Genomic DNA, 22,365 nt, shown 5'->3' with positions numbered 1-22,365 from the left:
ATTACCCCTAGTCGGTGAACCCGCACGCGCTTGCCTATCCTTACTCGGTAGGCAAGCGCTCGAAACGGTCAAAGCGCGCAAATGGTGGCTTCACTTCGGTAACTTCAAGCTCTTCCACAAGCGCTGCTGACATGCCTTCGCTCAACCATGCGCACATGTCGGCAAGCTGCTCGGGCGACCCCTGCAACATCGCCTCCACGGATTCGTCCATACGATTACGGACCCACCCTGTGACACCCAGCTCCTGGGCACGATGTACACACGCCTCCCGATAGCCGATACCCTGCACACGGCCATGGACGCGTACCAGCCGCATCTCAAGCATTCCGTCGCTTCAATCCGTTTGCATGAGAGCTCTCCTGCCTGAGCAGCTAAGGCTTAGCGCCTCAGTGAAGCAGCCCGGCTGCAATTGCATGTTTGCGCATCTTCTCCCAGAGGCTCTTCCGGGAAATGCCAAGCGCATGGGCTGTCTCAGAAATGTGCCCCTGGTGCTGTAGCAGTGCAGCGCGGATGAACGCGCTTTCGCACGCAGCCATGTACCCGTCGAGTGGCGTGTCCACATCCACTACCGCCGTGGCCGGGGCCCCGTCCTCTTCGAATATATCGGACGAGAAAAGCATGTTCTGCGGGGAGACAATGCACGCGCGCTCAAGGCGGTTCTGCAACTCGCGAACATTCCCAGGCCAACCATAGGTCGCAAGCCGAGCCTCTGCGGACGGGTGAAATAGCTTCATCGGTTCACCGAGCCTGCTGGCGATGTCTCGCACGAAGCGATGGGCAAGCCAGAGAACATCGTCTGGCCGGTCGCGCAGCGCCGGCACGCGGAGCTGCAAGATGTTGATTCGATAAAACAGGTCTTCGCGAAACTTCCCAAAGCTGACCAACTCCGCGAGGTCTCGATTGGTTGCGCAGATGAGGCGGAAGTTGGTTTCGACCTCTTTCTCGCCACCGACTCTCGTGACTCGCGGTTCTTGCAGCGCTCGCAACAACTTCACCTGCATCGAAAGAGGCAAGTCACCTATCTCATCGAGAAAGAGCGTCCCGCCTTCGGCTTGTTCGAAGTATCCCTTCTTCTGGCGCCCCGCACCGGTGAAAGCGCCCCGCTCGTAGCCAAAAAATTCGGACTCAAGAAGCGTCTCTGGCACGGCGCCACAATTGACGGCAACAAACGCGGTCGCATCGCCCGGCGCATGTCGATGAATGAATCGCGCCAGCACCTCTTTGCCAACACCCGACTCTCCAGTAATCAGAATCGACTTCGCACGGCCAGCAACACGCGGCACCATGTTTGCAAGGCGCCGCATGGCTTCGGAAACGCCAAGCTCGCTCTGCGCCGGCATGGCCTGGTCTGGGATTACAGTTCCTGTCAATAGCCTGACCTTCTCCACCAGCGCGCCAATGTCGAATGGCTTCGTGATGTAGTCAGCAGCACCTCCCTTCAGCAGGTCAACCGCCGTTTCGACAGACGCGTAGGCAGTAATAAAGACAAACGGCGGATGAGATGTACGTGCGGCCATCGAGCGTGCAAACAGATTCTCTCCCGAGATGTCAGGCAGACGAATATCACTGATGACGGCCTGATACGGGCGAGTCTGCAAGGCACGCAAGGCCGATTCGCCATTGATGTGCCAGTCCACATCAAACCCCTCCAGACGGAATCTGTCTGCCAAGGACTCCCCCATGATGGGGTCGTCTTCCACGACACAGATTAGCGTAGTCGACATGTTGAACTCCTGCTCTATGAAGAGGCAATCGGCAGCATCACTACAAAGAACGTCCGGCCTGGCTCACTCTCAACAGCGATGGTGCCGCCGAGCTGGGTGGCGATTTGATAGCTGACCCAAAGACCTAGCCCATATGAACGCCGTTCTCCTGCTTCCCAAGCGGAACTGAACGGCTCAAACAAATGTTCCATTGCAACGCCCGCTATGTATTGTCCGGTGTTCGATACCATTATCTGGAGCTCCGCTGGGTGAGCCGAGACCCGGAAATCGACCCGCCCTCCGTGCTCTACGGCTGTCGCAGCATTCAGCAGCAGATTGAGAACGAGTTGCCGAACTAAATGGGCGGGGAGCGCGATGGCCTCTGCTTGCCGCACCTCCCAGTTGAACACTGCTTGCTTCGCATGTATCTGCGGCGCTATCAACAGTCTCAGGTCTTGCCAGTCGGCCGGACTCATTGCAGGAGAGTCGAGCCGAGCTTCCACCAGCAGCGCCGCAACGGTGGACCGAATTTGGTCCAACCCTCGCTCGAGGAGCCCCAGGGTTCTCTTGGTTTGGGCGTCTGGTGTGCCGTGCGTGTTGAGCGTATCGATGGCGTTGAGCATGCCGCCCAGCGGGTTGTTGATTTCGTGGGCGATACCTGCCGCTACTCTTCCAACGGCCGCCAGCCTTTCGGAAACAACAACCTCACGCTCCAATGCCTGCTTCTGAGCCAATTCTCCAAGCATGGCCTGGAACTGGTGACCCAGCTGGCCTATCTCATCCTTGCCCTGCACAGTCATCTCGGAGCCGACATTCTCCGCCGGCTCCTTGCCAATCCGAGCCATTGCCGAAGCGAGCCGCAGAAGAGGTTTCGCCATCCGGTCACCCCACAGCCAACCCAGCGGTATGAGTACCAACAACGCTGGAACCGTAGCCACCCCTAGTTTGACCAGCGTTGAGCGAATGCGGCCATAGAGGATATTGGCGTCGTAGACCAACACAACATATCCCAGACGCCCCCCGTCATCCGAATTCACTGGCATACCCGCCGTCACGTCATGGGTTGCAAGCAGCTCCGGAAAATTGAAGTAGAAGCGGTCACCGGCGGTACGCAAGTGTGAAAGAACGTCGCCGTATTCGGCAGGTAGTTGGGCGACGTCTGTCTGAATGGGTGCCTTCCGGGGCGCAGTCGATGCATACACGCGCCCTCGAGCGTCAAAGAGCGCGATTTCCTTCAGCGGGTTCGTCGAATCCTTGACTGCAACTGGCGTGCGAATAACTTCGAATGCTCGCCATACGTCGTCCTTGACCATCGGGTCACGTACCGACAGCGTAAGCACACGACAAAGATTCTGTGCGCCGTTCTCCAGGTCCTTTCGCGCATCAGATAACGCGAGGCTGACAAGCGCGGCGGTTACGAGGAGTTCGGTAAGCAGGATGACCGCGCTCAATGCCAGTGGAATCTTGTAGCGGTAACTGAGATTGGAAAGCATCTGTGGGCGCCTACCTTGGCCCAGCGTCAAAAATCCGGACTAGCCCGCGAATGCTGTCGAACACGCTGTCGGCACCTTCCACGAAGCCGTCGAGGTTCAATTGCTGAAGAATGTCGCGCCCTTCCGGTCGTTCCTTCATGCCGACGAGCGCCCCCTGAATGCGGCGAAACGTCTCTTCGTCGAGGTTCGTGCGTGCCACAATCGGCGGGAAGCCGTACTGCGGAGAACGCCACGCCACCTTTACGTCTCGGGTGCGGTCGGGATATCGCCTTTCAATCGTGTCGTAGACGTATCCATCTATTTCACCGCCATCCGCCAGTCCAGAACTCACCGCATCGACCACCTTCCGGTGCGCATACGTAAAGAAGGTCTTCCTGAAGAATGCGCTTGGCCGTATGCCTGCCCGAATCAGCTCCGTGGTAGGCACCAGGAAGCCTGAGTTCGACTGCGGGTCGCTGAACGCGAACACACGATTCCGAAGTTGCGTGATATGCGTAGTTTGGGCGTCGCCCTTGGGCACAATCAGGTAGGAGCGGTACAGCGGTTGCCCCTGGTAGTCTGGTATCGCCATCAGCCGCATGGTCTGCTGGTGCGTGACGTAGGGGTAGCCGCAGACCCATGCGACATCGAGGCGATTCGCAGCCAACAGCTCGTGGATTTCACGGTAGTTATTGCGCTGCACAAATCTCACGTTGGCACCGCAAACGCTTCCGAGTTCTTTGGCCCAACGTGCCAGCAGACTGGTTTCGTTATCCAGGAAGACGGCCGTGGTGCCGAACGCAATCGACGGACGCTCGTCGCCTGAGGCGAACCTAAGGGCCGAGAGGAGCGGCAAGCTCAGCGCAGAACGGAGGAGCCGACGTCGACCGATGTTAAGAATTGGTGACATCACGGTTCATTCCCCCTCCCGAACCGTTACTGGACGGTAACGGCGCCCAGCGCCTCCGCGTCCAAGTTTCCCGTAAACAAGCCCGCCGATTGCCGCTGAGGTGCTTGGCACACGTCTTGCCACGCAATCGATGCTAGCGACTGGGGAAGCAAGATTCAAGCAAGGAGGAAACCATGTCCGAACTAAAAATCGACCGCCGGACGTTCTTGAAGCTGGGAGGCACCTCCGTTGCCGCCTCTGCTGCGTGTGCGTTTGCGCCGACCGCAGCCTCGGCTGCGACGCCCATTGACACAAGCAAGACTAAGCTCCCGTATCCGAGAAAGAGTCTGGCGCAACTCGGGCGGATGGCGCTCAACACCCCAGTCTCCTTCACATATCCGGACGCCGCGTCGCCCTGCATCGCTGTCAAACTCGGCAGCCGCGTCCCAGGCGGTGTCGGCCCGGAAGGTGACATCGTCGCTTACAGCGCGATGTGCACTCACATGGGTTGCCCTGTGGCATACGAACCTGCCACAAAGACATTCAAGTGCCCTTGCCATTACAGCATCTTTGATGCGGAAAAAGCTGGACAAATGGTTGCTGGCCAGGCCACCGAAAATCTGCCCCGGGTGAGGCTCACCTATGACGAAAAATCTGGAACGGTGTCAGCTGTCGGCTTGGAAGGCCTGATATACGGCCGCCAGGCCAACATCCTTTGAGTGCGAGGAGTTGAAAATGGCTACCGAAAAGGACCGCATTGTGCTGCCGCCGGTCACGGCCAAGCGTACAAACATGACCTGCCACTTCTGCATCGTCGGGTGCGGGTATCACGTTTACAAGTGGCCGGAGGCCCAGGAAGGTGGTCGGGCACCGACCCAGAATGCGCTCGGACTTGATTTTCGCAAGCAGCTGCCGCCGCTCGCGATTGTCATGACGCCCGCGATGGAGAATGTCGTCACCGAACGTGACGGCTCGCGCCACACCATCATGATTGTCCCGGACAAGAGCTGCGTTGTGAACAGCGGGCTCAGCTCGACGCGGGGCGGCAAGATGGCAACCTATATGTACGCCCCAGACGGGCTCACAAAGGACCGTCTCAAGAATCCACGTGTCTATCTGAGCGACCAATGGGTCGATACGACCTGGGACCAGGCGTTGGCGCTTTATGCCGGGCTGATGAAGAAGGTGCTCGACAAGGATGGCCCGAACGGCATTGTCTTTTCTGCCTTTGACCATGGGGGTGCGGGCGGTGGATTCGAGAACACGTGGGGCAGCGGCAAGCTGATGTTCACGGCGCTGCAGACTCCGATGGTCCGCATTCATAACAGGCCGGCGTACAACTCCGAATGCCATGCCACTCGTGAGATGGGCATTGGAGAACTGAACAACTCATACGAGGACGCCGAACTCGCCGACGTCATCTGGTCCATTGGCGCCAACTCGTACGAAACGCAAACGAACTACTTCCTGAACCATTGGGTGCCAAATCTCAATGGAACGACGGCTGACAAGAAGAGAAAGTGGTTCCCTGGAGAAGCGAGTCCGAAGACAAAGGTCGTGTTCGTCGACCCGAGACGCACCCCGACCATCGCGGTTGCCGAAAAGGTGGCAGGGAAGGACAACGTTCTGCACCTGGACATCCAGCCGGGTACGGATATCGCGTTGTTCAATGGCCTTTTCACCTACGTCGTCCAGCAGGGCTGGATTGACCGCGAGTTCATTGCCGCACACACGAGCGGGTTCGATGCGGCGGTACAGGCCAACAAGCTGTCGCTTGAAGATTGCAGCAAAATCACCGGCGTGCCTGTTGAGAGGATTCGGACGGCTGCCGAATGGTCGTACAAGCCAAAGGTTTCGGGCCAATTGCCGAGGACGATGCACACCTATGAAAAGGGCATCATCTGGGGCAACGACAACTATCTGATTCAGTCCTCCCTCGTGGACCTTGCGCTCGCGACGCACAATGTCGGACGGCGAGGTACCGGCTGCGTTCGTATGGGCGGTCACCAGGAAGGCTACACCCGGCCTCCTTACCCCGGTGACAAGAAGATATACATTGACCAGGAACTCATCCACGACAAGGGCCGGATGATGACTTGGTGGGCTTGCAATAACTTCCAGACCAGCAACAACGCTCAGCAGTTGCGCGAAGTCGTTCTGCGCAGGTCGCAAATAGTCAAGGATGCGATGCAACGCGCCCGTGGCGTGACCACCGAGCAAATGGTCGATGTTATTTATGATGCGACCGGCAAGGGTGGGCTGTTTGTAGCGAGCATCAACCTCTACCCGACCAAGCTCGAAGAAGCTGCACATCTGATGTTGCCTGCGGCGCATCCTGGCGAAATGAATCTGACTTCCATGAATGGCGAACGGCGTATGCGGCTCTCTGAAAGGTTCATGGAACCGCCCGGAACTGCTCTACCCGATTGCATTATCGCGGCTCGCATCGCCAACACGCTGCGCGACATGTACCGCAAGGATGGCAACGCGAAGATGGCGGCCCGGTTTGAAGGCTTTGACTGGAAGACTGAGGAGGATGCGTTCAACGATGGCTTCCGCAAAGCTGGACAGCCGGGAGCTGGGAAGATTGACAGCCAGGGCGGCGATACGGGCAATCTCGTGACCTATGAACGGTTGCGTGTCATGGCCAATAACGGAGTGCAGCTGCCAGCGAAGGCGTGGGAAGGCGGCAAGCTTGTCGGCACAGAGATGATGTATATGGACGGTAAATTCGACACGCCGGACGGCAAGGCACAGTTCAAGCCGTCACCATGGCCTGGTCTGCCGAAGCTCATAGCAGACCAGAAGGCGAAGTACCGGTTCTGGATTAACAACGGCCGCACAAATGAAGTGTGGCAAACGGTCTATCACGACCAGTACAACGACTTCGTCCGCACGCGAGACCCGATGGCCTATATCGAAATGAACCCCGGAGACGCGCAGGAACTAGGGATTGCTGCGGGGGACATCGTCGAGGTCTTCAACGACTTCGGGGCCACCTATGCGATGGCTTATCCGGCTGCCGAGATTAAGCATGACCAGACGTTCATGGTGTTTGGCCATGTCAACGGCATCCAGGATAACGTCACGACGACATGGACGGACCGCAACATCGTTCCTTACTACAAAGGCACGTGGGCGAACGTTCGACGCGTGGGGTCAATGGACGACTACAAGCAAACGGTGAGCTTCAAGAGCCGCCGCTTCACATAGGCGGCAGAGGGCCGGCGCGTTGCCGGCCCCTTCCCATTTCTGTCTGCAGCTGAGCACGAGCTGGATAGGTGGCGCAATGAAATCATTCACCCTGGGGCGCGTGATTCCTCTGGTGGATGTCACTGCCTTCCACCCTGCAGAGAACTACTTCCGCACCACAGATGTCCCGCTGTTCCATTGCCGGTTCAGGACACGCGACTTCGGCCGTTGCGAGACTTACGCATTTCGGTAACAGACCGCTGTAACTTCCGCTGCATCTACTGCATGCCGAAGGAGGTTTTCGGTAAGGCCTACCCCTTCCTGCCCCGAGCTGAATTGCTCACCTTTGAGGAAATCGAGCGTATTGCACGTGTGTTCGTCGGCCTCGGCGTCGAAAAAATTCGCCTGACAGGCGGGGAGCCACTACTGCGAAAGGACCTTGAATACCTGGTAGAGTTGTTGGCGAAGCTAAGAACGCCCGGCGGCGACGACATCGACCTGTCGCTGACAACGAACGGCTCACTGCTTAGCCGCAAGGCACAGTCGCTTCGGGACGCGGGGCTGAAACGCGTCACGGTCAGTCTCGACTCAATCGACGAAGCCGTGTTTCAGCAGATGAACGGAGTTGGCTTCTCCGCAGCAAGCGTTCTTGAGGGCATTAGCTCGGCGCTGCGCGTAGGCTTTTCGCCAGTCAAGGTCAATATGGTCGTCAAGCGCGGCGTGAATGAAATGCAGATTCTGCCCATGGCGCGCCACTTCCAGGGGACCGGCATCGAAGTTCGGTTCATTGAATTCATGGACGTCGGCACGAGTAACGGCTGGAACCTGGAGTCGGTTGTCCCTTCGTCCGAGGTGATACGGACCATCGAATCAGCCTTCCCGCTCGTCCCGGCCGGGCGTGACAGACCATCGGACACTTCAGTTCGATTTCATTACGCCGATGGGCAGGGAGAAGTCGGCGTTATCTCGAGCGTCTCAAGACCCTTCTGCGGCAAATGCACACGGCTGCGGCTGTCCGCGAACGGCCAGCTTTTCACTTGCCTGTTTGCCTCCCATGGCCTGGACATCCGTGCCCCATTGCGTGGAGGGGAATCGGATGACGCCCTGCGTCGGCGAGTGGCCGACCTTTGGCTGCATCGAACTGACCACTATTCGGAGCAGCGCGCTGCAAACACTATCGCCCCCAACCAGCCCAAAGTCGAAATGTCGTTCATCGGCGGTTGATGGTCGACTTCGGGCAGTGCCACACAACCGAGACGCCAGGACCATCAGTCATGTCCGTAATGACAACGAGATGCTCCAGCGCAATGCCTCTGCAATCGCATCCAATAGTAGGCTCGTTGCCGACAGGTGGTCTCCTCAGGGCTCAAAGGCTAACTCCGCCATAATGGCCGCCAGACACGCGGAAGGCCCGCCGGCAAAGGGATGCCAAGGCAAGGGGACGTCACGTGTTTGATGAAGCACATACAAGGGATGCTCGTAGACTAGGTGCAACTTGTTCTCACGCCGCAATTCGAGAGAGTCTGTATCCCGAGCCAAGCAGCTGTACTGCCGTTCCCCGTTAGCCTAGGGCCGTACACGCTGCGGGTCCCGCCAGGGCGCGAAGTGCGAGTACATAGTGAACGGCAACCTCACGAACCTTTCCCTTATGGCTCCCGCGACCTGGCGGTAGCATACTGTCAACGTCCTACCTGACCACATGGCAGCTGCCTACTTCCCTGACCAGGAAGCCTAATCATGGACTGGCTCTCACAGAATCTCTCATGGCTCCTGCTTGGCGGGCTGGCCGTCGTCGCCCTGATAGCGTGGCAGCGATTCATAAGTCGCCGAACCAATCAAGAGAGCGTGCAGCGCCGCCATACAACGCAGGAGTACAGCCCTACTGCCCGCGACCCCGTCACAGGGAAGAAGGTCGACGTTGCTCACGCCATCACGGCAAATTTTGAAGGTCGGACATACTTCTTCGAATCTGAAGCTTCGCGCACGATTTTTAAGCAAGACCCCGCGCGATATGTGTACCGGCATTAGCGCCACGACGGCTGCAAGACGACACCTTCTTTGGCGGACTCTGCCGGGTTCTCCATCTCAGGCATTGGAATACTCGTTCCGAAGTAAGCGTCATTGCGCACTGATTGCCGGCTGTTCGCGCCTGGTCCCACGACATCGGTCCGCGTAGCTGACTTCAGCCGCACCCGTGCGGGCCAGAGACGCTACGTATGCGTCGAGACCACGCAACTGGCCGGTTTGCGCGCGTTGTTCTTCTTTCGGCCTATCGGCTGCTGGCGGTGTTTCCGCCTGCAGTCGCGATAGGCCGAAGACGAGCGCTGACCGTCTGACCTTTGTGAGCGGTCATTGCCGGGTCGTGCCAACCAGACCACGCAGCAAATGCGGCGCCTACACACAATTCCGCGCGGGACCTGAGCATCAGCACTCTGTATGCGATGCGAATTGCGATAGTGCAAACACTGTTCTGGCGCCGTCGGCGCGCGCCTTTTCACATGACGCCCAAGTGGCGAACATACTAACGTCGAGCAGCATCAAGGCTAATCCGCAATTCCTTCGATATCAGCCTTTTGGTGCACTTGTTTGACACCAAATCGACATGTGTCGATTGCGTTCAATGCGTGGGCGGCATCTGCTACGCCCTCTCCGGGCAACCGGAAACTCGACTTCATTACGAGCACGCAAGCGTGCCCACGCGAGAAACAGTTGACTTCCGAGCAATCGCCCCTAGAATGATTTTTGCCGCAACGCAGCAAAGACTTTCACCCTGGCGGCGCACTATTCGTGTCCCGATTCAGAGTTCCCCTCGAACACTCGCAGCCTCACCCTATGGAGCAGTGATGAGCACTCCTATCCCCGAACAATCCATCTCCGCGCAGAAAGCAGGTGTGGAAAGGCTCCTTGGTCTGTCGACCATAGCCTTCGAAGGCATCGAAAAGCTAGCTGAGCTAAATCTGCAAGCAGTCAAATCAACCTTCGCCGAAAATCAGGAAATCCTGAGCAAGACGCTTTCCGCCAACAACCAGCAAGAGTGGCTTGCCCTGCCTGTGCGCCTGACGCAGCCCGTAGCAGAAAAGGCGGCGTCGTACAGCCGCCAGGTCTCCGAAATCGTGTCGAGCATTCAAGGCGAATTCTCGGCGGCCGCCCAAGCGCACCTCCAGCAATGTCAACGCGATGCGCAGGAGTTATTCGAAAACCTCGCGAAGAACGCGCCCACAGGAAGCGAATCTGTCCTAGCAGCATGGCAATCAGCCTTTTCGACGCCCGCCGGCGCGTCCGACGAAACGGCCAAGAAAACCACAAAGCAATTGGCCCACGACAAAGGTGCTGGCCCTGCCCTATAGCATTTCCTAGCGCGCACGCGCAGCCCCGGAATTTTCTTGTGCGAACTTCGGTTCGCTTTTTTTCGCCGAGGGGAGCCGATATGCGAAAATCTACGGTGAAACATTGCAGGACTTCATTTCAGAGGCGCGCATTCAAGACTATGTGCCACTGTTTGTCGCGAAGCGAGTCAAGGGTGCGTTACGCCACCACGCTAACCCGCAGAAGCATCACGCGCAAAGATTAACGCAGAGCACCGCAAGATGTCACCTCACCACGGGAATATCATGCGGTGCGTCCTAGGACTGCCAAAATAGCTGCCGGGCGTACACCTCTGTCACTCAACGCGGAAATGCTCAACGCTTTGCCCTGCGTTCACGGCCCTTTGCAGCCAATCGGGAAGCGGCCCATGGCCGTCCCAGCGTTCCCTGCTGCATTCCTATAAAGAGCAGGACCGTTGGCAGCCGGACGCTGGAAGCAGCCTGTTGCCTCCAAATCGGCCATCGATATGCCATGCCGCGCCATTTGCAGGCGAACCCATAGGATTGCTGCTGCTTTGTCACGACCGTTGGAACCTGAGGGACTAAAGCTGGCGTCTTGAAAGAGGGGCTCGGGGCTTACCCTTGCCTCGCGCGGTAAAAAAGTCTGTCTGGATTTCAAATTAGAGCAATTCATAATCGCAACAATAGGGCGATATGCATGGAGCCTGTCGGGGCGCTCCAGCACTCTATAGGAGGGCACGTCCAATTGGCGCGCCGAACCCCGTCCTGCAGTAAGGCCCAGCGAGAGTCTTTATTGATTGCACCATTCGAGCTGTGAACTCAGTAATCGCACCTCTCTCTAGCCAGCGACTCCCTCGTGAAGCCGTGACTCACGCGCAGCTCATGCTCGACTGCAATCACCTGGTCCTGGCACGCAAACAACAAGTCGTCCTTGAACTTCTGCGAAGCGCCCTTGATGCGTTGAGCTTCATGCGATGTCTGTCTCCCGCGACAACGAAGATACAACAACGTCGCCTTGGGAGCCGGTTTAAGTTCCGCCTTGTCCAGAGGCTTACATTCGACATAGGACTGGGTGAAGCTTCCTTGGCTCGCTAGTAATGCCGAGGAAAGCAAGAGACGAAAAATGCGCGACGTGAACATGTAACACTTGAGGTGCCGGCCGAACATACCGGCTTTCGCAGGCTGCAAAAGTGAAAAAGGGGGCTACTCGTTTCCGCTATCCCGCCCCGTGACACTGCGCTTTCGCGTGGCAACAGCACCTTCCTTCGACTCACTACCGGAGTTCGTGCGCCCTTCGGGACGAGCGCCTGAACCCGGTTGCCGGACGCCTGTCGGCACTTGTATGGTCGATATTGCTCGCTTGTAGACAATTTGCGTGCCGCCGGCCCCCCTGAGCATCACCACGAACTGGTCGAATGACTCGATTGTACCGGTCAGCTTGATGCCGTTGACTAGGTACACCTCGACACGCTTCCGCTCTTTGCGCGCTGTGTTCAGAAAGCCGTTCTGCGAATTGATGTCTTCGAGCTGCATTGGATAACAATAAAAATGTAGGCAGATGGAGCGTCGCGGCGCGATGTGAGCCGTTGGGGCGCTGTTTTGCAGAGGAGCCGCGACGCACAACATTGGTGCTCGCACACGAGCCCGACGTACGCTCCTACGTCACGTGAACAAGCGCCATAAGCCGTAGTTGCGCATCGCGATAATTGATGCCAGTCATTCTATCGCATGCAAGTGTGAGCCCCGTGTGCAGCCAAACCTAGGGCGCCGCCTAACAGGCCGCTGAAATACCTCCGGCGGACGTCAGCGCGACGGCTGGCTGAAGCGTTCATCTAAGGACCTCATCCAACCAATCATTCATGCGCCGCGCAGACACCTTTACTGAAAGCTTGTTCACCATGCGGCGGCTGGGTGATTTTGCGTATTCCGGCCGATCGTGACCGGTCATTCCTGATTATCGTGACCGCGAATTCCGGCATCGTGACCGGCATTTCCGGTTTATCGTGCCCACCCGTTCCGGCGATCGTGACCGGACCGCCGGGCAGGCATTTCACGCTGATATGGTGATGTCCTGCTCGCGCTGGGTCCGGGTGGGGATGTTGCGTATTGTTCAACCCAGGCTGTGGGTAACCTTCTGCGTTTTTGTACGGAGAAGCGATGCCCAAGCCCCCCATGACGATACGCATGATCAAAGACGTGTTACGACTCAAACACGAGTCCGGACTGTCGCACGCCAGCATTGCCGCGGCGCTGCAAATCTCCAAAGGCGTGGTGTCCAAGTACGTGTCGCTGGCCGCTGAGGCCGGCATGACATGGGAGCAGGTGCCCCTTTGATTTCGGTGCAATTTACCGGGATAGCTGCCCCGAGCATTCATGCGGGTTTCCGGGCGATTTGCTAGAAATATCACGATAAATCAATAGTTTGCTGACTGCTGTTGCTTGCTCTTTTGGAGTGGAATAAACAGCACATTCGTGCTCTGGGCATTGCGACCCCTTCTCATTGCCGCTACCCTCCGTAGTCCGTCTCACGCTTGGGAGAGCGCGATGGATCACTGGCGGTTGGCCTACCTCGGGATGCGGCAGATCCCTCGGGAACTCAGCGAGTTCGAGCTTGCCACGTTCTTCACCTACTCGCCCAAGGAACGGGCGCTGATTGATGCTCGGCGCAGCCCTTGGTATCGCCTGGTCGTTGCCGTACACATCGGCTTTATCCGCATGACGGGACGCACGCTGGACGCCTGCAAGCAAGTGCCCAGATTTCTCTGGGCGCATGTCGGGGCTCAGGTCGGTGTGACACCGCCGGATATGGGTACGCTCAACGCCCTCTACGACGGGCGCACAGATACATTGGCACACCACCCCCGTTGGCCGGTCAAACTCCCCCACTTTTGGCCGCTTAAATTCCCCCACCTGATGACTGCGTAGCAATGCGGTAGCGACCGGTCGCGGTACCTCCAGGGGCATCCTGCTGGCAGGACGTAACTTTGATCCCTTTGTCGTTGACAGGGGGGAGGGGTGAACGTCTTGAAGCCACATCTGCAAACTACCGTCCTGACGCTGCTGGCCGCCGGCAAGAGCCAACGTGAGATCGAGCGCGTCACCGGCGTTGACCGCAAAACCATCCGCCGCCTTGCACAGCGTCAGGCGGAGGTAAATTCCCCCACCCCGGCCACCGGCGAATCGCCCCTCGTCCTGTGAGCCGTATCGGGAGTGGATCGAGGCGCAGTTGCGCCTGCGGCGCAATTACACCGCCATCTACCAGGACCTGGTCGATCAGTTCGGCTTCACCGGCGCCTACAACAGCGTCAAGCGCTTCGCCGGCCGGCTTGTACAACGCGAGCCCGAGCAGTTTGACCGACTCGAATTCCCTCCCGGTGAGTAATCGCAAGCTTTCGATTACTCGCCTAATACGAAGAATCCCGTAATCGGAAGGACACTGCCGAGTCGCAGGACAGTTCGTATCCTTTTGCGATTCTGCTTTCCATTATGGGCACGTGGCATCCTCATACTTCGTCTTCTCCGAGGAGGTTCACATGTCCGCTTCGCTATCAACTGATGAGCTATTGATCGAGAAACTGCAGGCTCATCTGAGGGCCGAAGGATATTCCCTACGGATCCAGCGGTGGTATCCGGCCCGCGTACGTCAGTTACTGGATTACTGCAACCGTAATGGACTGTCGATCGAAGCCGTTCGCTCGGCGCACGTGACGCGGTTCTTGCGCGGGCAATATCGGCTCTCGCGGAAACGGTACAGCAAGTTGCCTCCGTTTCAGAGATGGCGACATCGATACACCGGTGCCATCAATATGATGCTGCGTCTTGTGCATGGAACATGGCCAGTTTCGGATCCACCATGCACCGCGCTCGAAGTCTTTCATCGCGACATCGTCAAGGACTACGATGCGTGGTTGCGCGACCTGCGTGGACTGCACCCACTGACACGAGCCAAGCGCACCAAGCATGCGCTGCAATTCCTGACGTCACTCGGGCAGCGAGCAGACAAGCAGGGTCTTGCTGATCTGAGCGTTTGCGATCTTGACGCGTACTTGAAGCAATGTTGTGACGGATTGCGGCGCAGTTCCATCGAAGATCGAACCGTCTGCCTCCGTGATTTCCTTCGCCACTTATCGCGCACGGGCTGCACTGCCGTCGATCTCGCGAGCGCCGTGATTGGGCCGCACATCTATGAGCACGAAGATATTCCGGTCGCCCTTCGGACAGAGGAAGTGCAGCGCGTTCTGGAGGTGACTCGGAAGGATCTCTCGCCAGTTGGTCTGCGCGACTACGCCATCTTGATCCTGTTGTCGACTTACGGATTACGTGCTGCAGAGGTCGTCAATTTGCGCCTGGACGACCTCGACTGGAGGCGGGACATTCTTCGCGTGCGCCACTCAAAGACAGGAACCTACTCCGAACTTCCATTGCTACGCGAACCGGGCGAAGCCGTGCTCCGATACGTGGAGAAGGCGCGCCCGTCAAGCATACATCGGGAATTATTCCTACGCATCCAGGCGCCGCACCGCCCGTTCAAAAACGGATCGATCCTCAACTGTGTCACGAGCGCTCGTCTGAGGGCGGCTGGAGTCACGCCGCAAGGAAGGAAAGGCCCTCACGCCTTCCGCCACGCACGCGCCGTGAGCCTGCTCCGATCTGGGGTCATCGTACTTTTGGTGCGAAATCTGGCGCTAGCAAGCCGGAATGCCGCCTGCGGCAAGGCTTTCCCGGTTACTCCTCCCTGCATACCAGCCGATCTTCCAAGTCCCTGATTGCAAACGGTTTGAAGGACGGAACCGCCAGATTTCGCACCAAAAGTACGATGACCCCGGCTACGCCGGATAATGGTGGGGCAGGTGCTGGACTGAGAACCGCTGGCGCCAGCGCCAGCCGGTCCGAAGCCTGCCGGGCCGCGGAACACACCCGTGCGTCGGCCAGCGCCGGCGCTGGCCTGTCAGCCATGCATGGCGGACAGGAACTGCTGCAGCTCGGGGGTACGCGGCTGGCTGAAGATCTGCTCCGGTGCGCCGGTCTCATGCACCTTGCCCTGATGCATGAAAACGATGCGGTCGCTGACCTTGCGCGCAAAGTTCATCTCGTGGGTGACCATGATCAGCGTCATGCCGTCGGCAGCGAGCGACTCGACCACGCTCAGCACCTCGCCCACGAGTTCCGGGTCCAGTGCCGATGTGATCTCGTCGCACAGCAGCACGGATGGGTCCATTGCCAGTGCGCGCGCAATCGCGACACGCTGCTGCTGCCCACCGCTGAGTTGGTCGGGATAGCTGTCGCACTTGTCGCCAAGGCCGACGCGCTGCAGCAAGGCCTGCGCGCGCCGGTGCGCTTCCGCCTTAGGCACACCCTTGACGAGCGTCGGCGCGAGCATCACGTTCTGGCAAGCAGTCAGATGCGGAAACAGGTTGAAATTCTGGAAGATCATGCCGACGCTCTGGCGCAGCTCGCGGATTGCCTTCGCGTCGCCGTGGCGCAGCGCCTGGCCATCGATGGACAACTTGCCTTGCTGAAAATGCTCGAGCCCGTTCAGGCAGCGCAGCAGCGTGCTCTTGCCGGACCCGCTGCGGCCGATGATGCAGACGACTTCGCGCCGGCCGATCCTGAGGTCGATGCCCTTCAGGACTTCATTGTCGTCGTACCGCTTGCGCAGCCCCTCGATGTCGACAAGGGCAAAATGCTCGGTGGTCGCGTGTAACGTGGACATGGATGGAAGGTTGGTTGGCTGGTGATGGGTCGGTGGGATGCGCGCCAGCTCAGCCGTGCGGCTGCAGCCGGCGTTCTAGCCTGCGGCTCCAGACCGACAGCGGAAAGCACAGGGCGAAGTACAGCAGCGCGACGCAGCTGTAGACCAGGAAAGGCTGGAAGGTCGCGTTCGAGATCATCTGCCCGGCCTTGGTCACCTCGACGAATCCGATGACGGAAGCCAGCGCCGTTCCCTTGATGACCTGTACCATGAACCCCACAGTCGGTGCCACCGCAATCCGCGCCGCCTGCGGCAGGATCACGTAGCGCAATTGCTCGCGCAGGTTCAGTGCAAGGCTGGCCGATGCTTCCCACTGCCCGCGCGGAATCGCGTCGACGCACCCGCGCCAGATTTCCGTCAGGTAAGCGCTGGCATAGAGCGTCAGGCACAATGCGGCGGCAAACAGCGCCGAGGTCTCGATACCGATCAGCGCCAGTCCGAAATAGGTCAGGAAGAGCTGCATCAGCAGCGGCGTGCCCTGGAACAGCTGAACGTACAGGGCAATGCCGCGCCGGACTCCCGGCACGTCGGCGATGCGCGCCACCAGCAGCAGAAGGCCGACAATGCCGCCGCCGGCGAAAGCGATCAGCGACAGGCCGATCGTCCAGCGCAGCGCCAGCAGCAGGTTACGGAAGATGTCCCACAGGGAAAACTCGATCATGGCCGCCTCCTCTCAGCGGCCGAATACGAACCGCGGCCCGATCCAGTTCAGGGCCTGGCGCACCAGCACCGCCAGCGCAAGGTACGCCGCGGTAACGACGATGTACGACTCGAAGTTCCGGAAGGTGCGGCTCGCGATGAGGTTCGCGGCATAGGACACCTCCTCCGCCGAGATCTGGCTGCAGACCGACGAGCCCAGCATCACGATGATGACCTGTCCGACGAGCGCGGGCCAGACGCGCTTGAGCGCAGGTGGCAGCACCACGCGCGTGAAGATCTGCCAGCGGTCGAGCGCCAGGCTCTGTGCCGCCTCGATCTGGCCACGCGGTGTCGACACCAGGCCGGCGCGCACGATCTCGCAGGCATAGGCGCCCAGGTTCAGTGTCATCGACAGCACGCATGCCACCTCCGGCGCCAGCCGCACGCCGATCGACGGCAGGCCGAAGAAAACGAAGAACAGCTGGATGATGTAAGGCGTGTTGCGAATCACCTCGACGTAGCCGCCGACGATGGCGCGGATCCACCCTGGCGCGTGCAGGCGTGCCCAGGCGCAACCGATACCGAGCAAGGTACCGGCGGCCGCCGAGAACGCCGTCAGCAGAACAGTCAACCAGATGCCTTGCAGCAGGAACGGCCACTGGGAAAGGACGGGCCAGAAATCGAAGGAAATCATGCGAAACAGCCTGACGAAACCGATGGAAGGACCCGCGGCAGCGCATGCCGCCGCGGACTGGTGCCTGACCGGGGGTTACTCCGGCAGCTCGCCCGTGCCGCGGCCGAGCCAGCGCTGCGCGTAGGCGCCCAGCGTGCCGTCGGCCTTGGCCTGGCGCAGGATGTCGTTGACCTTGCCCAGCAGCGCGGTATCGCCCTTGCGCACGCCGATGAAGTTCGGTGAGTCCTTCAGCAGCAGCTTGTACTCGGCATCCACCTTCGGGTACTTCTGGATCGCTGCGGCGGCCACCGCGGCCCCGGTGGCGACCAGTTGGGTCTGCTGCGACACGAACGCGGCCACCGTGGAGTTGTCATCCTCGAACCGCTGGATCTTTAGCGTAGGCGGCGCGACCTGCTGCAGCACGTCGTCCTGGATGGTGCCGCGCGTCACGGCAATGGTCTTGCCGCCGAGGTCGGCAAAGCTCTTGATGCTCAGGCTCTTCGGACCGAACACGGCCTGGTAGAACGGTGCATAGGCGATCGTGAAGTCGATCACCTTGGCGCGCTCGGCGTTCTTGCCCAGCGCGGACACGATCAGGTCGATCTTCCGGGTCTGCAGGTACGGAATGCGGTTGGGCGTGCTGACCGGCACCAGTTCCGCCTTGACGCCCATCTTGTCGGCAATCATCTGCGCGACCGCCACATCGAGGCCCTGCGGCTTCAGGTCCGGGCCCATGAATCCGTACGGTGCAAAGTCGACCGGGATGCCGATCGCGATCGATTTCTTCGCCATCACCGCATTAAGGGAATCGTCAGCCCTGGCCGGCGCCATGGCGAACATGGCGGCCGTCGCGAGGATGGTGGCAACGGCGGTGAACTGTCTGCGTCTCATAAAACACCTTTATCTTCAGTCGGGTCGGGAAGCCGGGCAAACTGCAAGATGCATGCCACACCCTCCCGGGATGCCGCGAACGCCTGCCTGAAGAACAGGAATTCCTTTCAAATCAACCTATTACGCGACCTGAAGTCGCTTACGGGATGGGCTGGCATCGTGCTTGCTTAGGCGAGCAGCCATCATGAAATTTTGGTTCCACAAGTGCAACAATGAGAAACCATGGTTTCATAATTGTGCGAGACGGCGCCAAACTGGTGCAGCGCCATGAAACCCCGGCCATTGCCATCCATCATTCAGACATGACCGCATACGACACGCTTGAAGCGCAGATCACCCAGCGCTACAACGAGTTCTCCGGCGCAGACAAGAAGCTGGCCGACGTGCTGCTCACGCGCAAATCCGAACTGCTCGGATACTCGGCGACCGAACTCGCGGCGCTTGCCAGCGTATCCAAGGCGAGTGCCGCGCGATTTTTCCGGCGGCTCGGCTATGCCGACTTCGGTGCCTTCCGGCAGGAACTGCGAGATCAGCGCGCAAGCCAGTCGCCGCTGGCCAAGATGGACCGCGCCGAGACCTTGCGCGGCGCGCGCGCGGGAGCGGCTGTGCCGGCACTGGCCGGGCTGCAGGCGCATGTGCAGCACGACGCCAGCCGGCTCACCGGCCTGCTCGGACAAGTCAGCGAACGCGCGCTCGACACCACGCTGCATGAATTGGCCGAGGCACGCCGTGTCTGGGTCGTCGGCTACCGCAACGGCTTCATGCTGGCCTTCTATGCCAATGCCTTGCTGTCCCAGGTACGCCCCGAGGTCTATTTGCTCAACGACCAGGCCGGCAAGGATGCCGAGCTGATCGCGGAAATCGACCGAAAGGACGTACTGCTCGCGGTCGACTTCCGGCGCCGTGCCCGTCGGCTGATGCCCATCGTCGCGCTGGCCGCGGAAGCGGGCGCCAAGGTGATCCTGCTCAGCGACACGCCGGTATCCGCGCTGTCGACCCGCGCCACCGCCGTATTGCGCTGCTCGCACCACGGCGACCAGGTGTTCGACTCGTATGTCGCCGCGGTCAGCCTCGTCAACTATCTCGCGACCACGATGGCCGAACGCGCACGCACCCCATCACGGGCACGGATGGCGCGGATCGAGCGGGCGCATGAGCGGCTCGACGATCTCGACCTGGAGTCATAGGCCTCGCACATGCCCGCACCGTCGTACCCTGTTCCACGATCCATTCCCGCAAGCATCGGAAGTTCCATGTCTACGCTACCGCAACTCAAGCTCGATCTCTTCGTCAATCCCGCGCGCTCGCGCAGCGAACCCTATGGAAGCGCACGCGATGCCATTCTCGGGGCAACCGCGCTGGCCGCCGCGCAACGTGCCATCAGCGCCTGGGACGGCTACCGGCCCACGCCACTGCACGCGTTGCCGGCGCTGGCCGCAACGCTGGGCGTCGGCGCGATCCACTACAAGGATGAGGGCACGCGCTTCGGGCTGGGCAGCTTCAAGGCGCTGGGCGGCGCCTATGCCGTGGGCCGGCTGCTCGCTCGCGAGATCAGCCGGCGGGTCGGCCGCGACCTGAGCCCGGCCGACCTTGGGGCGCCCGAACTGCGCGGGCTGTGCGCCGGCTATACGGTCACCTGTGCCACGGACGGCAATCACGGGCGCTCGGTCGCATGGGGCGCCCGCCAGTTTGGCGCGCGCTGCGTGATCTACATTCACGCTACCGTCAGCGAGGGACGCAAGGCGGCGATCGAGCAGTTCGGCGCCACCGTGGTGCGCACGACCGGCAACTACGACCAGGCAGTCCGGCAAGCGGACCGCGATGCCAGCGAGAACGGCTGGCATGTGATCTCCGACACGTCGTATCCGGGCTACATGGACGTCCCGCGCGATGTCATGCAGGGCTATCAGGTCATGGTCGACGAGGCGGTGGGCGCACTGCCCGAGTGGCCGACGCACGTCTTTGTCCAGGCCGGCGTGGGCGGCTTCGCCGCCGCAGTCTGCGCCTATTTCTGGGAACGCGACATGGCCCATCGCCCGGTGTTCGTGGTCGTCGAGCCGCAGGCGGCCGATTGCCTGTACCGCAGCGCGCGCGCCGGCCGAGTGACGGCGGTGACCGGCGAACTCGATACGCTGATGGCGGGCCTTGCCTGCGGGGAGGTTTCGCTCCTGGCGTGGGAGGTGCTGGCCGAAGGCGCCGACGCGTTCTGCACCATCGACGACACGGCCGCTGTCGCAACGATGCGCCTGCTCGCCACGCCGGGCGGCGGCGATCCCGCCATCGTCGCCGGCGAGTCTGCCGTCGCGGGCCTGGCCGCCGCGATCGCGGCGATGCAGGATCCGCAGGCGCGTACGGCGCTCGGCCTGGGCGCCGACAGCCGCCTGCTGTTCATCGGCAGCGAGGCGGACACCGATGCGGCACTCTACGCGAGACTGGTAGGACGCACCGCGGACGCCGTGCGCAACGGAGCACAGGCATGATGGCCAGCACCCGCGCCGACACCCGCCCGGGCCCGGTGCCGGGCAACGACGAGTTTCCGAAAATCGACGGCGCGCGGCTGCTGCACCGGATCGACGCGCTGAACGCGCACGGCGGCATCGACGGCGGCGGCGTCTGCCGGCTCGCGCTCACCGACGCCGACCGGGCCGGCCGCGACTGGACCGTCGCCCAGATGCGCGCGCTCGGCATGGCTGTCACCATCGATGCGATCGGCAACGGCATCGGACTCTATGCCGGCCGGGAAGACCTGCCGCCGGTCATGGTGGGCTCGCACATTGACACGGTCCGCACCGGCGGCCGCTACGACGGCAACTATGGCGTCATGGCCGGACTGGAGGTGGTCGCCACGCTGCGCGATGCCGGCGTGCGGCTGCGCCGGCCAGTGGCAGTCGCCTTTTTCACCAACGAGGAAGGCGCACGGTTCCATCCGGACATGATGGGCTCGCTGGTCTATGTGGGCGGCATGCCGCTCGACGAGGCGCTCGCCGCTGGCGGGATCGACGGCAGCACCGTCGGCGTGGAGCTGGAGCGCATCGGCTATCGCGGCCAGGCGCCGGTCGGCCTGCCCGAGGTCGACAGCTTCATCGAACTTCATATCGAACAGGGTCCGGCGCTGGACCGCGCGGGTATGCAGATCGGCGTGGTGGAAGGCGTGCAGGGCATTAGCTGGACCGAGTTCGTGCTGGAAGGCGTCTCCAACCATGCCGGCACCACGCCCATGGCGCTGCGGCACGACGCCGGCTACTGCGCTGCGCGCATCGCCACCTTCGTGCACGATCTGGCGCTGCGATACGGCGGTCGTCAGATCGGCACGGTCGGCGCCATCCGCTTCGAGCCGAACCTCGTCAACGTGATTCCGAGCCGCGCCACGTTTACCGTCGACCTGCGCAACACCGACAGTGCCGCACTCGCACGGGCGGAGGCCGAGGTGCTCGACTTCGCACGGCTGACATGCACTGCGCAGGGTGTCTCGCTGCGCCATCGCTCGCTGGCGCGCTTCGAGCCGGTAGCATTCGATCCCCGGGTGATCGGCCTCGTGCAGCAGCACAGCGACGCACTCGGCCTGTCAAGCCTGCGCATGCCCAGCGGCGCGGGCCACGATGCCCAGATGCTGGCGCGCGTCTGCCCGGCCGGCATGATCTTCGTTCCCAGCGTGGGCGGACTGAGCCACAACGTGCGCGAGTTTACCGAGCCGGATGACCTGATGCGGGGCGCGCAACTGCTGATGCGCGTCGTCGTCAGCCTCGCCAACCGCCCCTGAACATGGCGGCGGCCCTCTGGCAAGAGATTCCCCCCTACCCCCTTCGTCCCCGGATTCCAGGAGTCAAT

19 protein-coding genes and 5 pseudogenes are annotated in these 22,365 nt (G+C 60.7%); 13 read left to right on the top strand and 11 right to left on the bottom strand.

Annotated elements, in window-relative coordinates:
• Nucleotides 1-40 precede the first annotated feature (40 nt).
• From AC1Q7H_RS23650 to AC1Q7H_RS23635, 4 genes are all read right to left on the bottom strand, one after another.
• Nucleotides 41-325: an acylphosphatase gene (locus AC1Q7H_RS23650; protein ID WP_153955557.1), complete on the bottom strand. Its 285-nt coding sequence runs from the start codon at nucleotides 323-325 to the stop codon at nucleotides 41-43.
• A 61-nt stretch (nucleotides 326-386) separates the two neighbouring features.
• Complete coding sequence (locus AC1Q7H_RS23645; protein ID WP_492381802.1) at nucleotides 387-1,724, bottom strand: sigma-54-dependent transcriptional regulator; 1,338 nt, start codon at nucleotides 1,722-1,724, stop codon at nucleotides 387-389.
• Nucleotides 1,725-1,738: 14 nt separating this feature from the next.
• The gene (locus AC1Q7H_RS23640) at nucleotides 1,739-3,196 is read right to left on the bottom strand and encodes a sensor histidine kinase (protein ID WP_492381801.1); all 1,458 of its coding nucleotides are present in this window, start codon (nucleotides 3,194-3,196) and stop codon (nucleotides 1,739-1,741) included.
• 10 nt (nucleotides 3,197-3,206) lie between these two features.
• Complete coding sequence (locus tag AC1Q7H_RS23635) at nucleotides 3,207-4,085, bottom strand: substrate-binding domain-containing protein (protein ID WP_153955560.1); 879 nt, start codon at nucleotides 4,083-4,085, stop codon at nucleotides 3,207-3,209.
• Nucleotides 4,086-4,258: 173 nt separating this feature from the next.
• On the opposite strand from AC1Q7H_RS23635, the gene AC1Q7H_RS23630 reads away from it, so the two are divergent.
• From AC1Q7H_RS23630 to AC1Q7H_RS23605, 6 genes are all read left to right on the top strand, one after another.
• Complete coding sequence (locus AC1Q7H_RS23630; protein ID WP_153955561.1) at nucleotides 4,259-4,783, top strand: arsenate reductase (azurin) small subunit; 525 nt, start codon at nucleotides 4,259-4,261, stop codon at nucleotides 4,781-4,783.
• Between the two features lie 16 nt (nucleotides 4,784-4,799).
• On the top strand, nucleotides 4,800-7,277 hold the full coding sequence (locus tag AC1Q7H_RS23625; protein ID WP_153955562.1) for an arsenate reductase (azurin) large subunit: 2,478 nt from the start codon (nucleotides 4,800-4,802) through the stop codon (nucleotides 7,275-7,277).
• Between the two features lie 177 nt (nucleotides 7,278-7,454).
• Nucleotides 7,455-8,480, top strand: coding sequence for a GTP 3',8-cyclase MoaA (gene moaA, locus AC1Q7H_RS23620; protein WP_492381800.1), 1,026 nt, complete (start codon nucleotides 7,455-7,457; stop codon nucleotides 8,478-8,480).
• A 513-nt stretch (nucleotides 8,481-8,993) separates the two neighbouring features.
• Nucleotides 8,994-9,284, top strand: coding sequence for a YHS domain-containing protein (locus AC1Q7H_RS23615; RefSeq protein ID WP_492381799.1), 291 nt, complete (start codon nucleotides 8,994-8,996; stop codon nucleotides 9,282-9,284).
• A gap of 815 nt (nucleotides 9,285-10,099) precedes the next feature.
• Entirely contained in the window at nucleotides 10,100-10,603 is a 504-nt protein-coding gene (gene phaP, locus AC1Q7H_RS23610; RefSeq protein WP_492381798.1) for a TIGR01841 family phasin, read from the top strand.
• Between the two features lie 88 nt (nucleotides 10,604-10,691).
• The gene (locus tag AC1Q7H_RS23605; protein WP_276522710.1) at nucleotides 10,692-10,883 is read left to right on the top strand and encodes a DUF3562 domain-containing protein; all 192 of its coding nucleotides are present in this window, start codon (nucleotides 10,692-10,694) and stop codon (nucleotides 10,881-10,883) included.
• A gap of 34 nt (nucleotides 10,884-10,917) precedes the next feature.
• Here AC1Q7H_RS23605 and AC1Q7H_RS23600 read toward each other — a convergent pair.
• From AC1Q7H_RS23600 to AC1Q7H_RS23590, 3 genes and pseudogenes are all read right to left on the bottom strand, one after another.
• Nucleotides 10,918-11,105: pseudogene (locus AC1Q7H_RS23600) on the bottom strand (H-NS family nucleoid-associated regulatory protein).
• Between the two features lie 752 nt (nucleotides 11,106-11,857).
• Nucleotides 11,858-12,115 (bottom strand): annotated as a pseudogene (hfq, locus tag AC1Q7H_RS23595) (RNA chaperone Hfq); the annotation flags it as partial.
• Between the two features lie 320 nt (nucleotides 12,116-12,435).
• The gene (locus AC1Q7H_RS23590; protein ID WP_492381797.1) at nucleotides 12,436-12,636 is read right to left on the bottom strand and encodes a hypothetical protein; all 201 of its coding nucleotides are present in this window, start codon (nucleotides 12,634-12,636) and stop codon (nucleotides 12,436-12,438) included.
• 103 nt (nucleotides 12,637-12,739) lie between these two features.
• Between AC1Q7H_RS23590 and AC1Q7H_RS23585 the strand changes: the two are divergent.
• From AC1Q7H_RS23585 to AC1Q7H_RS23570, 4 genes and pseudogenes are all read left to right on the top strand, one after another.
• Nucleotides 12,740-12,898, top strand: a pseudogene (locus AC1Q7H_RS23585) (IS21 family transposase); the annotation flags it as partial.
• A gap of 228 nt (nucleotides 12,899-13,126) precedes the next feature.
• Nucleotides 13,127-13,450 (top strand): annotated as a pseudogene (locus AC1Q7H_RS23580) (DUF4158 domain-containing protein); the annotation flags it as partial.
• Nucleotides 13,451-13,597: 147 nt separating this feature from the next.
• A pseudogene (locus AC1Q7H_RS23575) lies at nucleotides 13,598-13,961 on the top strand (IS21 family transposase); the annotation flags it as partial.
• Between the two features lie 154 nt (nucleotides 13,962-14,115).
• The gene (locus tag AC1Q7H_RS23570; RefSeq protein WP_492381796.1) at nucleotides 14,116-15,348 is read left to right on the top strand and encodes a tyrosine-type recombinase/integrase; all 1,233 of its coding nucleotides are present in this window, start codon (nucleotides 14,116-14,118) and stop codon (nucleotides 15,346-15,348) included.
• Between the two features lie 182 nt (nucleotides 15,349-15,530).
• On the opposite strand, the gene AC1Q7H_RS23565 is transcribed toward AC1Q7H_RS23570, so the two are convergent.
• The 4 genes from AC1Q7H_RS23565 to AC1Q7H_RS23550 all read right to left on the bottom strand — a co-directional run bounded on the left by AC1Q7H_RS23565 (nucleotide 15,531) and on the right by AC1Q7H_RS23550 (nucleotide 18,537).
• Nucleotides 15,531-16,295, bottom strand: coding sequence for an amino acid ABC transporter ATP-binding protein (locus tag AC1Q7H_RS23565; RefSeq protein WP_153956807.1), 765 nt, complete (start codon nucleotides 16,293-16,295; stop codon nucleotides 15,531-15,533).
• 49 nt (nucleotides 16,296-16,344) lie between these two features.
• Complete coding sequence (locus tag AC1Q7H_RS23560) at nucleotides 16,345-16,995, bottom strand: amino acid ABC transporter permease (protein ID WP_153956808.1); 651 nt, start codon at nucleotides 16,993-16,995, stop codon at nucleotides 16,345-16,347.
• 12 nt (nucleotides 16,996-17,007) lie between these two features.
• Complete coding sequence (locus AC1Q7H_RS23555) at nucleotides 17,008-17,667, bottom strand: amino acid ABC transporter permease (protein WP_153956809.1); 660 nt, start codon at nucleotides 17,665-17,667, stop codon at nucleotides 17,008-17,010.
• A gap of 75 nt (nucleotides 17,668-17,742) precedes the next feature.
• Nucleotides 17,743-18,537, bottom strand: a complete 795-nt coding sequence (locus AC1Q7H_RS23550) for a transporter substrate-binding domain-containing protein (protein ID WP_153956810.1) — start codon at nucleotides 18,535-18,537, stop codon at nucleotides 17,743-17,745.
• Nucleotides 18,538-18,839: 302 nt separating this feature from the next.
• On the opposite strand from AC1Q7H_RS23550, the gene AC1Q7H_RS23545 reads away from it, so the two are divergent.
• The 3 genes from AC1Q7H_RS23545 to AC1Q7H_RS23535 all read left to right on the top strand — a co-directional run bounded on the left by AC1Q7H_RS23545 (nucleotide 18,840) and on the right by AC1Q7H_RS23535 (nucleotide 22,297).
• Nucleotides 18,840-19,724, top strand: coding sequence for a MurR/RpiR family transcriptional regulator (locus AC1Q7H_RS23545; RefSeq protein ID WP_153956811.1), 885 nt, complete (start codon nucleotides 18,840-18,842; stop codon nucleotides 19,722-19,724).
• Between the two features lie 66 nt (nucleotides 19,725-19,790).
• Nucleotides 19,791-21,017: a diaminopropionate ammonia-lyase gene (locus AC1Q7H_RS23540; protein ID WP_153956812.1), complete on the top strand. Its 1,227-nt coding sequence runs from the start codon at nucleotides 19,791-19,793 to the stop codon at nucleotides 21,015-21,017.
• Entirely contained in the window at nucleotides 21,017-22,297 is a 1,281-nt protein-coding gene (locus tag AC1Q7H_RS23535; RefSeq protein WP_492381818.1) for a Zn-dependent hydrolase, read from the top strand. The genes AC1Q7H_RS23540 and AC1Q7H_RS23535 overlap by 1 nt, the downstream gene beginning before the upstream one ends.
• Nucleotides 22,298-22,365: the final 68 nt, after the last annotated feature.

The sequence above is a fragment of the Cupriavidus sp. GW823-FHT06D04 genome (assembly GCF_058795055.1).
This window is presented reverse-complemented; position numbering and strand designations above follow the sequence as displayed.

What these genes read in the sequence shown, in the direction of transcription:
- AC1Q7H_RS23650 (WP_153955557.1), bottom strand. Translation starts at nt 325, where the DNA reads ATGCTTGAGATGCGGCTGGTACGCGTCCATGGCCGTGTGCAGGGTATC.
- AC1Q7H_RS23645 (WP_492381802.1), bottom strand. Translation starts at nt 1,724, where the DNA reads ATGTCGACTACGCTAATCTGTGTCGTGGAAGACGACCCCATCATGGGG.
- AC1Q7H_RS23640 (WP_492381801.1), bottom strand. Translation starts at nt 3,196, where the DNA reads ATGCTTTCCAATCTCAGTTACCGCTACAAGATTCCACTGGCATTGAGC.
- AC1Q7H_RS23635 (WP_153955560.1), bottom strand. Translation starts at nt 4,085, where the DNA reads ATGTCACCAATTCTTAACATCGGTCGACGTCGGCTCCTCCGTTCTGCG.
- AC1Q7H_RS23630 (WP_153955561.1), top strand. Translation starts at nt 4,259, where the DNA reads ATGTCCGAACTAAAAATCGACCGCCGGACGTTCTTGAAGCTGGGAGGC.
- AC1Q7H_RS23625 (WP_153955562.1), top strand. Translation starts at nt 4,800, where the DNA reads ATGGCTACCGAAAAGGACCGCATTGTGCTGCCGCCGGTCACGGCCAAG.
- AC1Q7H_RS23615 (WP_492381799.1), top strand. Translation starts at nt 8,994, where the DNA reads ATGGACTGGCTCTCACAGAATCTCTCATGGCTCCTGCTTGGCGGGCTG.
- phaP (WP_492381798.1), top strand. Translation starts at nt 10,100, where the DNA reads ATGAGCACTCCTATCCCCGAACAATCCATCTCCGCGCAGAAAGCAGGT.
- AC1Q7H_RS23570 (WP_492381796.1), top strand. Translation starts at nt 14,116, where the DNA reads ATGTCCGCTTCGCTATCAACTGATGAGCTATTGATCGAGAAACTGCAG.
- AC1Q7H_RS23565 (WP_153956807.1), bottom strand. Translation starts at nt 16,295, where the DNA reads ATGTCCACGTTACACGCGACCACCGAGCATTTTGCCCTTGTCGACATC.
- AC1Q7H_RS23560 (WP_153956808.1), bottom strand. Translation starts at nt 16,995, where the DNA reads ATGATCGAGTTTTCCCTGTGGGACATCTTCCGTAACCTGCTGCTGGCG.
- AC1Q7H_RS23555 (WP_153956809.1), bottom strand. Translation starts at nt 17,667, where the DNA reads ATGATTTCCTTCGATTTCTGGCCCGTCCTTTCCCAGTGGCCGTTCCTG.
- AC1Q7H_RS23550 (WP_153956810.1), bottom strand. Translation starts at nt 18,537, where the DNA reads ATGAGACGCAGACAGTTCACCGCCGTTGCCACCATCCTCGCGACGGCC.
- AC1Q7H_RS23545 (WP_153956811.1), top strand. Translation starts at nt 18,840, where the DNA reads ATGACCGCATACGACACGCTTGAAGCGCAGATCACCCAGCGCTACAAC.
- AC1Q7H_RS23540 (WP_153956812.1), top strand. Translation starts at nt 19,791, where the DNA reads ATGTCTACGCTACCGCAACTCAAGCTCGATCTCTTCGTCAATCCCGCG.
- AC1Q7H_RS23535 (WP_492381818.1), top strand. Translation starts at nt 21,017, where the DNA reads ATGGCCAGCACCCGCGCCGACACCCGCCCGGGCCCGGTGCCGGGCAAC.